Raw genomic sequence first — 12606 nt, forward strand, 5'->3', positions numbered from 1 at the left:
GCCACAAGGGCTGCGATTTTCGTTCAAGCCTTCGCCTTAACGGTGGCGATAGTACTTGTGGTGCTTGCGGTGGCCGTAGGCGTGACCGCGACCCGGATGACCACGGTCACGGTAGTAGCGACGGTCATCGTAACGGCGATCGTAGTGACGACCATCGTCGTCATCGCGGCCCATGTAGTTACCCAGCGCACCACCAGCACCGCCACCTGCGGCGGAGCCGATCAGGCTGCCGGTGGTGCCGCCGAGACTGCGGCCAACCACGTTACCGCCAGCAGCACCCAGTGCGCCGCCGATGGCCGCTTCGCCACGGCTGTGACGGTCAGCGCCGACCGCACTACCACCCGCGCCGCCCAGGGCCGCGCCGATGGTTGAACCTGTATTGCCGCCTATAGACTGACCGACGACCGAGCCAAGAACCCCGCCCAATGCGCCGCCCACGCCGGCTTCGGCGGTGCCTCCGGCAGAAGCGAAGCCACTGACCAGGCCAAGGGACAACAAGAGAATCGAGGAGAACTTCATAGAGGATGAGCCTCAAAGGGATGACGGCGCCGATCCTGAGGCTCTGCATTGGGCGTGACAATCAAAATCCGACGAATAACACGACTTGTATACAAGATTGCAAGTTACTGTTTTTTCACCGGAACTTAACCGATTTTCGCCGGTCTTTAGCTACTTCGGACAGGCCGTTTTTATGCAAAAACGGCCTTTTTTGTGGGCGGTCGAAAATCTTCGCCACGGCAGATCTGTTGCTAGGTCGATCGCTTTCGCGAGCAGGCTCGCTCCCACATTTGAAACGTATTCCAATTGTGGGAGCGAGCCTGCTCGCGAAGGGGCCGGATCTGGCTCCGCGGTTAAGCGGATTTAGCCATGATCAACCCGCTCTCACCCGCCGCTTCCAGCCGGATCGCAATGAACTTCGACGTCGGCGTGTGGCTGCCATCCCCCGTACTTTCCAGCGGCACCAGCGGGTTGACTTCCGGATAGTACGCCGCCGCCTGCCCCGCAGGAATATCGAACGCCAACAATGTAAAACCTTTCACCCGGCGCTCGCGACCGTCGTCCCAGATCGACACGATGTCGGCCTTCTGTCCCGGACGGAAGCCCAGACGAATGATGTCGGCCTCGTTGGCGAACAACACGTCACGCTGGCCCTTCACACCACGATAACGGTCATCGAGACCATAGATCGTCGTGTTGTACTGATCGTGGGAACGCATCGATTGCAGGATCAGATCCGGCACCTGGCCGGTGGCGCGGGTGCGTTCGTGAACCAGATCTTTCGGCAACTGGTTGGCGCGGAAGTTGGCCCGGCCTGATGGCGTATTCCACTTGCGTGCCCCGGCGGAATTGCCCAGATAGAAGCCGCCCGGGTTTTTGATCTTGTCGTTGAAGTCTTTGAAATTCGGGATGGTGTCGGCGATCAGTTCGCGAATGCGCCCGTAATCGGCTACCAGCCAGTTCCAGTCCACCGGTTGGCTGCCGAGAGTGGCGGCAGCGATGCCTGCGATGATCGATGGTTCCGAGCGCATCTGGTTCGACAGCGGCTGCAACTGGCCGTTGGAGGCGTGGACCATGCTGAACGAGTCTTCCACGGTCACCGCTTGCGGGCCTTCAGTCTGGATATCGATGTCGGTGCGGCCCAGGCACGGCAGGATCAGCGCGTCTTTGCCGTGAGCGAGGTGGCTGCGGTTGAGCTTGGTGCTGATCTGCACGGTCAGGTCACAGTTGCTCAGCGCTTCGAAGGTGCGCGAGCTATCCGGCGTGGCCTGGGCGAAGTTGCCGCCCAGCCCGATGAACACCTTGGCGCGACCTTCGGCCATTGCATGGATTGCCTCGACCACGTTGTGACCGTTATGCCGCGGCACCTTGAACTGGAAGCGACGTTCCAGGGAATCGAGGAACGCCACCGGTGGACGCTCGTTGATGCCCATGGTGCGGTCGCCCTGTACGTTGCTGTGGCCGCGCACCGGGCACAGACCGGCGCCCGGTTTGCCGATGTTGCCGCGCAGCAGCATCAGGTTGGCGATTTCCTGAATGGTCGGCACCGAATGACGGTGCTGGGTGATGCCCATGGCCCAGCACATGATCACGTTCTTGCCTTTGGCGTACATGCGCGCGGCTTGCTCGATCTCGACCAGGGTCAGGCCGGACTGCTCGACGATCTGCTCCCACGAGGTGTCGTCGACGATGGCCAGATACTCCAGCACGTTAGCGCTGTGAGCATTGAGGAAATCATGGTCGAACACCGCCGGCTCGCCAGCCTTCTGTGCATCGCGCTCCCATTGCAGAAGGAACTTGGCCATGCCGCGCAGCACCGCCATGTCGCCGCCGAGAGCCGGGCGAAAATACGCGGTGTTGGTCGGCTTGTCGCCGTTGGTGAGCATTTCGATCGGGTGCTGTGGATGCTGGAAACGCTCCAGACCGCGCTCTTTCAGCGGATTGATGCACACCACTTGGGCGCCGCGTTTCACCGCTTCACGCAACGGTTCGAGCATGCGCGGATGGTTGGTGCCGGGGTTCTGGCCCCAGACGAAAATCGCGTCGGCGTGTTCGAAGTCGTCGAAGGTCACCGTGCCTTTGCCGACCCCGACGCTCTGCGCCAACGCCACGCCGCTGGCCTCGTGGCACATGTTCGAGCAGTCAGGAAAATTGTTGGTGCCGTAAGCTCGCACGAACAGCTGATACAGATACGCCGCTTCGTTGCTGGCGCGCCCCGAGGTGTAGAACTCCGCCTGATCCGGGCTTGGCAGATTGCGCAGGTGCTTGCCGATCAGGGCGAAGGCATCTTCCCAAGAGATCGGCTTGTAGCGATCGGATTCGGCGTCGTAGACCATCGGCTCAGTCAGGCGACCCTGATATTCCAGCCAGTAATCGCTTTGTTCCAGCAGGGAAGTGACGCTGTGCTTGGCGAAGAATTTCGCATCGACGCGACGCTTGGTCGCTTCCCAGTTCACCGCTTTGGCGCCGTTCTCGCAGAACTTGACCATGCCGCTCTCCGGCGAATCACCCCAGGCGCAACCCGGGCAGTCGAAGCCGCCGTTCTGGTTGGTCTTGAGCATCATGCGCAGGTTTTTCAGGGCGTTGTCGCTGGTCAGCCACGCCTGGGCCACACTGATCAGGGCGCCCCAGCCGCCAGCGGCACCTTTGTAAGGCTTGTAGCGCGGGACAGGTTTCTGGTCGGCTTGATGATGTTGGCTCACGCTTGATTCTCCATCGCGGGGCTGTACACCCGCGGCGCACTTTTCTGCGGCAGGTGGATGAGATTGAGGTTGTGGCGCCGGGCCCATTGCACGGCGAGGCCGGTGGGTGCCGACAGGCTGACCAGGGTCTGGATGCCGGCACGCAAGACTTTCTGGATCAATTCGAGGCTGCAACGGCTGGTGACAATCGCCAGGCCGCCTTCGGTGGAAATCTTCTGGCGGATCAACCCGCCGATCAGCTTGTCGAGGGCGTTATGGCGGCCGATGTCTTCGCGGCCGAGCAGCAATTCACCGCTGGCATTCATGAACACCGCCGCATGCACCGCGCCGCAGTGCTGACCGAGCGGCTGGTACGCGCCGATGCGCTGGCGCAAACCGTCGAGCCATTCGATCGGTGGCAAGGCTGCGCCCGGCAATACCTTGAGATCGGGCAGCGCCTGTTCGACGGCTTCGACGCCGCACAATCCGCAACCGCTGGTGCCGGCCAACTGCCGACGCTGTTGCTTGAGGTTCCAGAACGCACGGTTAGCGATGGTCACCTGCGCGTATTGCGCCGAGCCTGAGCCTGTCAGTTGCAGATCGTAGATATCGCTGGCGTCTTCGATGATGCCGCTGCCGAGGCTGAAACCGACGATGAAATCTTCAAGATCGGTCGGTGTAACCAGCATCACTGCCTGACTGATGCCGTTGTAGGCGATCGCCAACGCGACTTCCTCGGCCAGCGCGGTGCTGGCCGATGCCTCAAGGGGTAAATCGCTGTAGCTGTAGGTCTGGCTGGCGGCAGGCGCGGGCGTTTCAATTGCTGGCGCCGCGCAGGCTGGGCGCTTGGCGTTCATGGCATCACCGACGGTTTGATCTAGGTCAAGACTAGGCGCGGCAAGTTGTCGCGTCTAATCGCTATTACCGATCTACCGATAGATGCCGTCGATCAAGCGTCTTTTGGCGATTTCTGATAAAGCGCGAAACAAGCTTCCGCCAGCGCTGAACGCGGCGCGCCCCGGCGCATGATCAGCCCCAGCGGCGCGAGGGTGTGGGCGTTCTCGATCGGTTGCAGGCGCAGGTGATCGGCGAGGGTTTCCGCGCCGCCGTCCAGGGGCATGATTGCGCAGCAAAAGCCGCCGTGTACCGCTTGCAGCAGTTGATGCACGGCGTCGGTTTGCAGCAGCGGCTGCGGGGTCAGGCCGCGGCTGTGGAAGTTGTGGTCGATGGACTGGCGAAAGTGCATGCCGCTGGTGAGCATGCACAGCGGCAATTCGATCAGCGATTCCCAGCTCAGGGGTTCTTCGCCGAAGTTGAACGAGCGCTCGTCATAGAGCAGGCCCATGCGCGTCTCGTTAAAGGCCAGCGAATCGAAGCGCTCGCTGTCCAGACGTTCCAGATACGAAACGCCAATGTCGATGCGGTTGTTCGCCAGGTGTTCGAGCACCTGTTCGGAGCTCAGCGAAGACAGCTCGAAACGCAGGTCCGGGTGCGCCGCATGCAGACGTTGCATCAGCGGCAAGGGATCGAAGCTCGACAGCGGCACCACGCCCAGGCGCAGCGTACCGATCAGGTTGCCGCGACAGGCCGCCGCTTCCGCCTGCAAGCCGTCGTAAGCCGCCAGCACCGTACGCGCCCACGCCAGCACGCGTTCGCCCGGTGCGGTGAAGCCTTCAAAGCGCTGGCCGCGATTGACCAATGGCAGGTCGAGTTCTTCTTCGAGGCTGCGCAAGCGCATCGACAGGGTCGGCTGGGTGATGTGGCAGCGCGCGGCGGCCTGGCCGAAATGGCGGGTTTCGTCGAGGGCGATGAGGAATTTCAGTTGCTTGATGTCCATCTTCGCTCCGGGCGGTTGGCGGGGTGTGGCGATTCTACCGTCTGCGGCGCGGCAGCGTCATTGGTCGGACTGGAACCGGGTTTGGCCAGGGTGGTCTAGGCTTGGACGACTGACCCTTTATTACATGGAGTGAATGCAATGAGCCTTTTGAGTTTTGTCAAAGAAGCCGGTGAGAAACTGCTTGATCTGTTGACTCCCGGAAACGCCAATGCCAGCGAGCAGTTGAAGGAACATATCAGCAAGGTCGGACTGGGCAATCCCAATGTGCAGGCGACCGTGGATGGGGACAAAGTGACAATCACCGGTGAGGTGGCGAGTCAGGAAGAGAAGGAAAAGATTGTGCTCGCGGTGGGCAACATTGCTGGCGTGGGCAGTGTGGATGATCAGATCACCGTGACCGGGCCGGTGGTGGTTGCGGCAGAGTTTGTCGAGGTCAAAGCAGGTGACACGCTCAGTGCGATTTCCCTGCGTGTCTATGGCAATGCCAACCAGTACGAGAAGATTTTCGAAGCCAACAAACCGATGCTCAAGGATGTGAACAAGATTTATCCGGGGCAAAAGCTGCGCATTCCAAAATAACGCGCTGCCCATGTAGGAGCTGCCGCAGGCTGCGATCTTTTGACTTTGACTTTAAAAAACGCAAATCAAAAGATCGCAGCCTTCGGCAGCTCCTGCAGGGATCAGAGTCCGGCAATGAGATCGCGGTAGTCTTCGACTGCGGCAAATTCTGCCGTGTCCTTCGGCCCTTTGCGGCTGTCCGGTTCCTTAACCGCGAGCAAATGCGCCACGCCAAAACCCCGTGCGCTGCGCAGGATTGGCAAGGTGTCATCGATAAACAGGCTGCGCGCCGGATCAAATCCGATGTCGGCCTGCAAGGCATCCCAGAACTGCGGGTTCTCCTTGGGATAACCATAGTCGTGCGAGCTGATCAGCCGCTCGAAGTATGGTGCCAGTTCGATCCGTTCCAGTTTCAACGACAGCGAATCGCGGTGCGCGTTGGTGATCATGATCACCCGTTTGCCGGCGCGTTTGATTGCGTCGAGAAAGGTATCGGCATCCGCGCGCAGGGCGATCAAGTGGGCGGTTTCCTGTTTCAGTTCACGCACCGACAATTTCAGTTCCGCGCTCCAGAAATCCAGGCAGTACCACTGCAACTGGCCGGCATGGCGCTCGAACAATGGCTGCAATTCCAGCTCGGCCATGGCCCGGCTGATGCCGTGCAGTTCGGCGTAGCGCTGGGGCAGGTGCTCGAGCCAGAAATGGTTGTCGAAGTGCAGATCCAGCAGCGTGCCGTCCATGTCGAGCAGAACGGTATCGATGTCGGACCACGGTAAAGAAGGCATGGCAACGTCTCGAACGGTGAAAAGATATCCGACGCAAACAATCGGGAAAGCCGCGTTATAGTAGCGCGTTCACGCCAAGGAGCTTTGCATGCGCCAGAAACCCACCGTACTCGCCCGCGAGATCGTCGCCACCAGTCGCCTGTTTCGCGTCGAAGAACTCAAGCTGCGATTTTCCAATGGCGTGGAGCGCACTTACGAGCGTCTGGTTGGCAAAGGCGCTGGCTACGGCGCGGTGATGATCGTCGCGATGCTTGATGCCGAACATGCAGTGCTGATCGAGGAATACTGCGGTGGCACCGACGAATACGAACTGTCTCTGCCCAAAGGCCTGATCGAGCCGGGCGAGGACGTGCTGGCGGCGGCCGAGCGGGAACTCAAGGAAGAGGCCGGTTATGGCGCGCGTCAACTGGAACATCTGACCGAGCTGTCGCTGTCGCCCGGTTACATGAGCCAGAAGATCCAAGTGGTACTGGCCACCGACCTCTACGAAGAACGGCTGGAAGGCGATGAGCCGGAGCCGATGCGGGTCGACAAGGTCAACCTGCGCGAACTGTCGGCGCTGGCGCTCAATCCGCAATTCACCGAAGGCCGCGCATTGGCGGCACTATATTTGACCCGTGATCTGCTGAGCCAGCGCGGGGTATTCAGCGATGAGTGAGACGTCGATGAGTTTTCCCCATCCGCTGATGGCACCAGTGGTTGAGCTGGCATTGCAGGCTGGCGAGGCGATTTTGCCATTCTGGCGTGCAGGCGTTGAAGTCACGGCCAAGTCCGATGATTCGCCGGTGACGGCCGCCGACCTGGCTGCGCATCACCTTATCGTTGCGGGGCTGACGGCCCTTGATCCGAGCATTCCAGTGCTGTCCGAAGAGGACGCCGATATCCCGCAGAGCGTGCGCGCCGGTTGGCAGCGCTGGTGGCTGGTGGATCCGCTGGACGGTACCAAGGAGTTCATCAGCGGTAGCGAGGAATTCACCGTCAACATCGCGCTGATCGAAAATGGCCGGGTGGTATTTGGTGTGGTGACGATGCCGACCAACGGTCGTTTTTACGTCGGCGGTGCCGGATTTGGAGCCTGGCGTGGCGACGAAGGTGGTACGCCGACGGCGATTCAGGTGCGTGATGTGCCTGCACCGGGCGAGGCGTTTACTGTGGTGGCCAGCCGTCGCCATTCAAGTCCCGAGCAAGAGCGTTTGCTGGCCGGGTTGAGCGCCAGTCTTGGTGAGTTGCAACTGGCCAATATCGGCAGTTCCTTGAAGTTCTGTCTGTTGGCCGAAGGTGCTGCCGACTGCTATCCGCGCCTGGCGCCGACTTCGCAGTGGGACACGGCGGCAGCTCAGGGCGTGCTGGAAGGCGCGGGGGGCGAGGTGCTGGATCTGAGCGGCGAGGCGTTCAGTTATCCGCCGCGAGAATCACTGTTGAACGAGTTCTTTCTGGCGCTGCCGGCGAAGGCTGCGTGGCGCGGACGGTTGTTGGAGTTGGCCCGAGGCTAACTGCCTGATCCGCAATTCCCCTCACCCCAGCCCTCTCCCCCAGGAGAGGGAGCCGACCGAGTTGTCTGGCGCCATGCATCGACCTTGAGAATCGAGTCGATTGTGGATTCCGCGAAGCAGTTTCAGGTCGACGTAAATCTGTAGCATCCCCGTATCGGTTCCCTCTCCCCCAGGAGAGGGAGCCGACCGAGTTGTCTGGCGCTATGCATCGACCTGGAGAATCGAGTCGATTGTGGATTCGGCGAAGTAGTTTCAGGTCGACGTAAATCTGTAGCATCCCCGTATCGGCTCCCTCTCCCCCAGGAGAGGGAGCCGACCGAGTTGTCTGGCGCTATGCATGGACCTGGAGGATCGAGTCGATTGTGGATTCGGCGAAGCAGTTTCAGGTCGACTTAAATCTGTAGCATCCCCGTATCGGTTCCCTCTCCCTCGGGAGAGGGCTAGGGTGAGGGGCTGTTGATCTTCAACGGTGCAAAACGTACTGCCCGGTAAATCTAACCGCCTCGTCCTCACTTCCCGCATTCAGTATCCGCGTATCCAGCGTCAGCCGCGCCCGCCCATATCGCCGATACATCGCCACAAAGCGCTTCCACACCGCCGCATCCGGCGCCGGGCAGATGGCCACGGCGTCCCCGGTCACCGGCAGCGGATAACTGATCTGTCCTTCCTGAATGACGATATGTCCGTCGGCAATCCCTTCTTCCTTCAAACGTAAATGCAACCAGCCCCAACCGGCCAGCACCGCGCCGCAGTAGAGGCTGCCGCCAAACATGGTGCTCTTGTGATTGACGTTGGGCGCAAGCGGCAGGTGCAGGCTCAATTGCTGCTCACGCCACTCAAGCACTTCGAGGCCCATCTCGGCGGTCAGCGGAATGTCGTGATGCAGCACCGTTTGCAGGTATTCGCTTGCGCTGCTCATTCGTGGTCTTCCCCGTGGCTGCTGTCGCCGAAATTCAGACCGTGTTTGCGCAGCTTGTCATGCAGGGTCTTGCGCGGAATACCCAAGGCTTCGGCGAGGCTGCGCACCGAGCTGTGCGAGCGCGCCAGTTCAGCGGCTATCAACGATTTTTCGAAGTTTTCCACTTGCTCGCTGAGGCCGCCACTGACCACTTCTACCGGCGTGCCGCCGCTGCCATCAGCGCTGTTGTCCAGTGCCAGTTCAAGCCCGAGGGCGAAGCGTTCGGCGGCATTTTGCAGTTCACGCACATTGCCCGGCCAGGTGTGGCGCAGCAGCAGGGCGCGGTGTGCCGGTTGCAGCTCATGGGGCGGCAAGCCGTGGCGGACGCTGGCTTCATCGGCGTAGTGCTGGAACAGCACCAGTGCGTCTTCGCCCCTTTCGCGCAGCGGCGGGATGCGCAGCGGTGCGACGTTGAGGCGGTAATACAAGTCGGCGCGGAAGCGACCCTGATCCGCCGCTTGGCGCAGATCTTCCTTGGTCGCGGCGATGACGCGGATGTCCAGCGGGATCAACTGATTGCCGCCCAGGCGTTCAACAACGCGCTCCTGCAGCATGCGCAGCAGTTTCACTTGCACGTCCATGCTCATGCTTTCGATTTCGTCGAGAAACAGCGTGCCGCCGTTGGCGAATTCGAATTTGCCGATGCGGCGTTTTTGCGCCCCGGTGAAGGCGCCGGGTTCGTGACCGAACAGCTCGCTTTCCACCACCGATTCCGCCAGCGCGCCGGCGTTGATCGCCACGAACGGACCGTTGCGGCGGCTCGACAAGTCGTGCAGCGCGCGGGCAACCACCTCTTTGCCAGCGCCGGTTTCGCCGAGGATCAGCACGTCAGCCTTGGTCGCCGCCAGCGCACCGATCTGCTCACGCAGACGCAGCATCGGCGTCGAATGGCCGACCAGTCGCGCGCTCAATTCGTTGCGGTCGCTCAAGGCCAGACGCAGGCTGCGGTTGTCCAGCACCAGCCGCCGTAGCGCGAGGGCGCGACGGACGCTGTCGAGCAGCGCATCGCTGGCAAAGGGTTTTTCCAGAAAATCGTAAGCGCCGGCGCGCATCGCCTGCACTGCCAGCGGTACGTCGCCATGGCCAGTGATCAGCAGCACCGGCAGCTCGGGATCCTGTGCATGCAACTCGCTCAACAGTTCGAGGCCGTCCATGCCCGGCATGCGGATGTCGCTGACCACCACCCCCGGCCAGTCACGCTCAAGTTGCGCGGCCAGGCCCTTGGCTTCGGACAGCGGCAGGATTTTCAGGCCGGCCAGGTCCAGCGTCTGGCCGAGGGCCTGGCGCAAGTGCGGATCGTCGTCGATCAACACTACCTGGATGCGATTGTCGATGGTCATGCACTTCGATCCTCGGACGGTTGCAGGCTGACTCCGGGCGCACCGGCGCGCAGGCGCAGGGTGATCAGGGCGCCGCCTTGCTTGTGGTTGGCGAACGACAGCTCGCCACCAAAGGCGCGCATCAGCGTTTCACAAATGGCCAGCCCCAGACCCAGACCCTGGGTGCGGGTCTTGGTGGTGTAAAAGGGCTCGCTGGCGCGGCCAAGGGCTTCCATGCAGAACCCGGGGCCGTTGTCGCGAATGTACAGATTGACGCCGTCGGCGGTGGCTTCGGCACTCAGCCACAATTTGCGCGGCGGGCCTTTTTCGGTCAGCGCATCGAGGGCGTTGGCCAGCAAATTGCCGAGCACCTGGCGTAATCGGGTTTCGCCGGCCTCGACCCACAGCGTCGCGGCGGGCAAGTCGCGAATCAGTTCGACCTCCATGCTGCGCCGACGTTTGGCCAGCAATGCCAGCGCATCGTCCAGCGCCGGTTGCAGGGCGACGCTTTCCGGTGCGTGACGATCGCGGCGGGCGAAGGCGCGCAGGTGGGCGATAATCGAGGCCATGCGCCCGGTCAGTTCGCTGATCAGCTTGAGGTTGCCCCGGGCGTCCTCGGTGCGCTGATGATCGAGCAGCACTTCGGCGTTTTCCGCATAGCTGCGAATTGCCGCCAGCGGCTGATTGAGTTCGTGACTGATGCTTGCCGACATGGTCCCCAGCGCCGACAGTTTGCCGGCCTGGACCAGATCGTCCTGGGCGCGCACCAGCTCCTGCTGCGCGTGCTCGCGCTCAAGCACTTCCTGTTTCAAACGGCGGTTGAGGCCTTCCAGATCGCTGGTGCGCTCGGCAACCCGGCCTTCCAGTTCGCGGCGCGCCTTGGCCTCAAAGGCGATGCGCTCCAGATAGTGCCGGCGACGTTGCATCATCAAACCCACCAGCAGCATGACCACCAACAGCGTTGCGCCGCCGATCGCGACCACCGTGCGCACCGGACGATCGATCAGCGTGCGCGGGGCGAGGATGCTGACGCTCCAGCCGGTTTCGGCGATGTCGTGGGTCTGCGTCAGCCAGGCGTCCGGGCTTAGATTCAGCGGTCGGGGTTCGCGGGTCGGGTAGGGCTGGATCGCAGTGATCGCGGCGCGCTCGGTTTCGCTCAACTCGCGGGTGGAGCGGAAGCGCCATTCCGGGCGCGAGGTGAGAATGACCACGCCGTTGTGGTCGGTTACCAACAGTTGTTCCGGGGTTTTGCCCCACAGGCTTTCGGTATGGTCGAGGTCGACCTTGATCACCAGCACGCCGATGATTTTCTCGCCGTTGCGCACAGCAGCGGCGAAGAAGTAGCCGCGTTTGGCGGAAGTGGTGCCGAGGCCGAAGAAGCGTCCGAGGCGCCCGGCCATGGCTTCGCTGAAATATGGGCGGAACGCGAAGTTGCGGCCGACGAAGCTGTCGCGTTTGTCCCAGTTCGACGCCGCCAGCGTCTGGCCGGATGTGTCCATCAGGTACATGACTTCGGCGCCGGTCTGCGCGGCGATGTTTTTCAGCAGGCGATTGGCGTTGCCTTGGGTCACGCCGTCGTCCGGCGCACCAAGCACCGCGCGCAGGGCCGGCAGATCGCCGAGAATCTGCGGCAACACTTCGTAGCGATGCAGGGTGCCGAGCAGGTTGGCCACGTACAGATCGAGGGTCTGGCGGTTCTGCCCGGCGAGTTCGCTGCGGTAATAGCGCTCGGCAAGATGTTCCAGCGGCCACAGTAGCGGCGCCAGGCACAGGGCCAACAGTGCGAGGCTGCGCCAGCGAGGTCTGCGGGGGAGCGGTGGTTTCATGTGCCGGATACGCCTGTAGGGACAGGCGCATTATGCCCGGCCTCAGGCGAAGACGTCAGCGTCCTTGAGCAGCGCGGCCGCCTGGTCCTTGGCCGACAGCTTCGGCGCTTCGTCCAGTTGCCAGTCGATGCCCAGCGCCGGGTCGTCCCAACGAATGCTGCGTTCGGAGGTCGGGTCGTAATAGTTGGTGGTCTTGTAGAGGAACTCGGCGAACTCGCTCAGCACCACGAAACCGTGAGCGAAACCTTCCGGTACCCACAGCTGGCGATGGTTTTCCGCCGACAGGCGCACCGCCACCGATTTACCGAAATGCGGCGAGCTGCGACGGATGTCCACCGCCACATCGAGCACTTCACCCGCGGTCACGCGAACCAGTTTGCCCTGGGTGTTCTGCAACTGGTAATGCAGGCCACGCAGCACGCCTTTTTGCGAGCGCGAATGGTTGTCCTGCACAAACTGCGTTTCCAGACCGGTAGCGTCCTGAAACGCCTTGGCATTGAAACTCTCGTAGAAAAAACCGCGCTCGTCGCCGAACACCTTGGGTTCGATGATCAGAACACCGGGCAGATCGGTGGTGATGACATTCATGAGGATTTCCATAGACAGGTGTGAATGGCCGACATTCTTGCGCAAAGCGCTGCGGGGCGCGAG

The 12606-nt window shown here is 61.8% G+C and carries 12 protein-coding genes; 3 read left to right on the forward strand and 9 right to left on the reverse strand.

Features of this window, described 5'->3' with window-relative positions; all coding sequences use genetic code 11:
- Positions 1–36: 36 nt before the first annotated feature.
- The 4 genes from PspCFBP13508_RS15820 to PspCFBP13508_RS15835 form a co-directional block, all read right to left on the reverse strand.
- Positions 37–519 (reverse strand): glycine zipper domain-containing protein, encoded by a 483-nt coding sequence (locus PspCFBP13508_RS15820; RefSeq protein WP_137215070.1) that lies wholly within the window; start codon positions 517–519, stop codon positions 37–39.
- A gap of 332 nt (positions 520–851) precedes the next feature.
- On the reverse strand, positions 852–3200 hold the full coding sequence (locus PspCFBP13508_RS15825; protein WP_137215071.1) for an FdhF/YdeP family oxidoreductase: 2349 nt from the start codon (positions 3198–3200) through the stop codon (positions 852–854).
- On the reverse strand, positions 3197–4036 hold the full coding sequence (gene fdhD / locus PspCFBP13508_RS15830) for a formate dehydrogenase accessory sulfurtransferase FdhD (protein WP_130910856.1): 840 nt from the start codon (positions 4034–4036) through the stop codon (positions 3197–3199). The genes PspCFBP13508_RS15825 and fdhD overlap by 4 nt, the downstream gene beginning before the upstream one ends.
- 92 nt (positions 4037–4128) lie before the next feature.
- Positions 4129–5016 carry a LysR family transcriptional regulator gene (locus tag PspCFBP13508_RS15835; RefSeq protein WP_016772169.1) on the reverse strand — a complete coding sequence of 296 codons (888 nt, stop codon included), beginning with the start codon at positions 5014–5016 and terminating at the stop codon, positions 4129–4131.
- 138 nt (positions 5017–5154) lie between these two features.
- Here PspCFBP13508_RS15835 and lysM point away from each other — a divergent pair, with 138 nt between their 5' ends.
- Positions 5155–5595: a peptidoglycan-binding protein LysM gene (gene lysM / locus PspCFBP13508_RS15840; RefSeq protein ID WP_122601389.1), complete on the forward strand. Its 441-nt coding sequence runs from the start codon at positions 5155–5157 to the stop codon at positions 5593–5595.
- Positions 5596–5696: 101 nt separating this feature from the next.
- On the opposite strand, the gene yrfG is transcribed toward lysM, so the two are convergent.
- Positions 5697–6359: a GMP/IMP nucleotidase gene (gene yrfG / locus PspCFBP13508_RS15845; RefSeq protein WP_137215072.1), complete on the reverse strand. Its 663-nt coding sequence runs from the start codon at positions 6357–6359 to the stop codon at positions 5697–5699.
- An 88-nt stretch (positions 6360–6447) separates the two neighbouring features.
- Here yrfG and nudE point away from each other — a divergent pair, with 88 nt between their 5' ends.
- Positions 6448–7017 (forward strand): ADP compounds hydrolase NudE, encoded by a 570-nt coding sequence (nudE, locus tag PspCFBP13508_RS15850; RefSeq protein WP_137215073.1) that lies wholly within the window; start codon positions 6448–6450, stop codon positions 7015–7017.
- 7 nt (positions 7018–7024) lie between these two features.
- Positions 7025–7852 carry a 3'(2'),5'-bisphosphate nucleotidase CysQ gene (gene cysQ / locus PspCFBP13508_RS15855; protein WP_130910859.1) on the forward strand — a complete coding sequence of 276 codons (828 nt, stop codon included), beginning with the start codon at positions 7025–7027 and terminating at the stop codon, positions 7850–7852.
- Positions 7853–8315: 463 nt separating this feature from the next.
- Here the strand turns inward: cysQ and PspCFBP13508_RS15860 are convergent, their stop codons facing one another.
- From PspCFBP13508_RS15860 to rfbC, 4 genes are read right to left on the reverse strand one after another with little or no spacing between them, the layout of a single operon-like run.
- Positions 8316–8771, reverse strand: a complete 456-nt coding sequence (locus PspCFBP13508_RS15860; protein ID WP_137215074.1) for a YiiD C-terminal domain-containing protein — start codon at positions 8769–8771, stop codon at positions 8316–8318.
- Positions 8768–10150, reverse strand: a complete 1383-nt coding sequence (locus PspCFBP13508_RS15865; protein WP_137215075.1) for a sigma-54 dependent transcriptional regulator — start codon at positions 10148–10150, stop codon at positions 8768–8770. The genes PspCFBP13508_RS15860 and PspCFBP13508_RS15865 overlap by 4 nt, the downstream gene beginning before the upstream one ends.
- Positions 10147–11955 (reverse strand): ATP-binding protein, encoded by a 1809-nt coding sequence (locus PspCFBP13508_RS15870; RefSeq protein ID WP_130910038.1) that lies wholly within the window; start codon positions 11953–11955, stop codon positions 10147–10149. Before PspCFBP13508_RS15870 ends, PspCFBP13508_RS15865 begins: the two co-directional genes overlap by 4 nt.
- A gap of 42 nt (positions 11956–11997) precedes the next feature.
- Complete coding sequence (gene rfbC, locus PspCFBP13508_RS15875; RefSeq protein ID WP_110644793.1) at positions 11998–12543, reverse strand: dTDP-4-dehydrorhamnose 3,5-epimerase; 546 nt, start codon at positions 12541–12543, stop codon at positions 11998–12000.
- Positions 12544–12606 lie beyond the last annotated feature (63 nt).

The organism is Pseudomonas sp. CFBP13508, assembly GCF_005233515.1.
GTDB classification, from domain to species: domain Bacteria; phylum Pseudomonadota; class Gammaproteobacteria; order Pseudomonadales; family Pseudomonadaceae; genus Aquipseudomonas; species Aquipseudomonas mercuritolerans.

Excerpts from the sequence above, each read along its gene's own strand:
- PspCFBP13508_RS15820 (WP_137215070.1), bottom strand. The coding sequence starts at position 519 with ATGAAGTTCTCCTCGATTCTCTTGTTGTCCCTTGGCCTGGTCAGTGGC.
- yrfG (WP_137215072.1), bottom strand. The coding sequence starts at position 6,359 with ATGCCTTCTTTACCGTGGTCCGACATCGATACCGTTCTGCTCGACATG.
- rfbC (WP_110644793.1), bottom strand. The coding sequence starts at position 12,543 with ATGAATGTCATCACCACCGATCTGCCCGGTGTTCTGATCATCGAACCC.
- lysM (WP_122601389.1), top strand. The coding sequence starts at position 5,155 with ATGAGCCTTTTGAGTTTTGTCAAAGAAGCCGGTGAGAAACTGCTTGAT.
- PspCFBP13508_RS15870 (WP_130910038.1), bottom strand. The coding sequence starts at position 11,955 with ATGAAACCACCGCTCCCCCGCAGACCTCGCTGGCGCAGCCTCGCACTG.
- nudE (WP_137215073.1), top strand. The coding sequence starts at position 6,448 with ATGCGCCAGAAACCCACCGTACTCGCCCGCGAGATCGTCGCCACCAGT.
- PspCFBP13508_RS15865 (WP_137215075.1), bottom strand. The coding sequence starts at position 10,150 with ATGACCATCGACAATCGCATCCAGGTAGTGTTGATCGACGACGATCCG.
- PspCFBP13508_RS15860 (WP_137215074.1), bottom strand. The coding sequence starts at position 8,771 with ATGAGCAGCGCAAGCGAATACCTGCAAACGGTGCTGCATCACGACATT.
- fdhD (WP_130910856.1), bottom strand. The coding sequence starts at position 4,036 with ATGAACGCCAAGCGCCCAGCCTGCGCGGCGCCAGCAATTGAAACGCCC.
- cysQ (WP_130910859.1), top strand. The coding sequence starts at position 7,025 with ATGAGTTTTCCCCATCCGCTGATGGCACCAGTGGTTGAGCTGGCATTG.
- PspCFBP13508_RS15835 (WP_016772169.1), bottom strand. The coding sequence starts at position 5,016 with ATGGACATCAAGCAACTGAAATTCCTCATCGCCCTCGACGAAACCCGC.